Genomic DNA, 1,367 nt, shown 5'->3' with positions numbered 1-1,367 from the left:
CATTAGCCCTAGAAGAAGCTTACAAAGTCGGTATAAAACCTATCAATGTTGACCTTTTGGAGGAAACACTGTCTAGCCGCATAGATGAAATTGAACCGACACTTATCAGGCATGGTTACAATGAGCGCGTCATTGCTGAACAATTCCGCTATCGCCCATCCGAAATTAGAAAATTATTCTCTGGAGGGCTAGAACCGAATAGAGCGAAAGAAATGACAGCTGAAATGCGTGAAGCAGGACTGCCAATTTAGAGTCGATTAAAGTGGGCCCAACCTGATGAAATCGGTCCCAGTATCAATCAATGTGGTTCCATTTTTAATTAAAGTGAGCCAGCCTCATAGGGTAAAATCAATGATTGTGGGCCAGGAAGTTCGGATAAAATCGGTTCAGACAGGATAAGAAGTCAGGTCGCTACAACTAGCTAAATAGTTGTGCGATTTACTTAGCCTCTTACATTAAAAGACAACATCCGTTTAAGATAAATATAGTGAATTGTCATGAATGCTATTCAAAAAATACCTAACAATACAAACTTACTTTTAAGGCTTGGTATACTGTGAGCGTCTAGCGAACTACACCTATGTTTTAAAATTCCAGGGTAACAAGCTGTCGATATCGGGCTCAGGCTGGCACAGTTCATCAAGGCAAGCACAGATGTAATTAAATGGGATTAGACCATTTATCTTGGCGGTTTCCACAATGCTGTAAAGGGTGGCACTAGCATGGGCACCGTTAGCCGTTTGGCTAAATAACCAATTCTTTCGGCCTATCACAAACGGTTTTACCGCGCGTTCTGCTCTATTATTATCGATGCTAAGTCGGCCATCATCAACATAGCGTATGAGCTTGTGCCATTGATTTGCCAGGTAATTAGCTGCCTCTATCAGTTTGCTGTTCCCCACTAAATTTGGCTGATCCTGCTCAAGCCATATTTTTAGCTTGCTAAGAATAGGCAGGCTAACCTCTTGTCTTGCCGTATATTTGTCATCCACACTTTTATCTTTGATGCGTGACTCAACGCCGTACAGTTTTTGGATAAGGCTCAATACCACATCCGCTTTGCCGGTTTTGTTTTTACCTTGTAGCTTTTTCGCGTCGATAAATTTACGACGAGCATGCGCCCAGCAGCCAATTAAGGTTGCCTCTGTTCTGGCATAGGCTTGATAGCCATCCACGTGCAAGTACCCTTGATATCCATCAAGATAATTGACCACGCAGGCGGCCGCGCGACTATTGTGGAAGTCGTAAAGTACGATATTAGGGATGGGATTATTCGGGTCTGGTGAATCTCGACCCGAGCAATACACCCACATGTAACTGTTTACTTTGTCCGATTTCACCACCTTTAATGGCGTTTCATCGGCAAA

At 43.2% G+C, this 1,367-nt stretch carries 1 protein-coding gene and 1 pseudogene; one reads left to right on the top strand and one right to left on the bottom strand.

Annotated elements, in window-relative coordinates; all coding sequences use genetic code 11:
* Positions 1-251 (top strand): annotated as a pseudogene (locus L655_RS0112270) (AAA family ATPase); the annotation flags it as partial.
* Positions 252-578: 327 nt separating this feature from the next.
* Here L655_RS0112270 and L655_RS0112265 read toward each other — a convergent pair.
* Positions 579-1,367 (bottom strand): IS66 family transposase (locus L655_RS0112265; protein WP_024604753.1); only part of this gene is annotated, 789 nt, incomplete at its 5' end.

The sequence above is a fragment of the Pseudoalteromonas sp. TAE79 genome, assembly GCF_000498015.1.
GTDB lineage: Bacteria > Pseudomonadota > Gammaproteobacteria > Enterobacterales > Alteromonadaceae > Pseudoalteromonas.
This window is presented reverse-complemented; position numbering and strand designations above follow the sequence as displayed.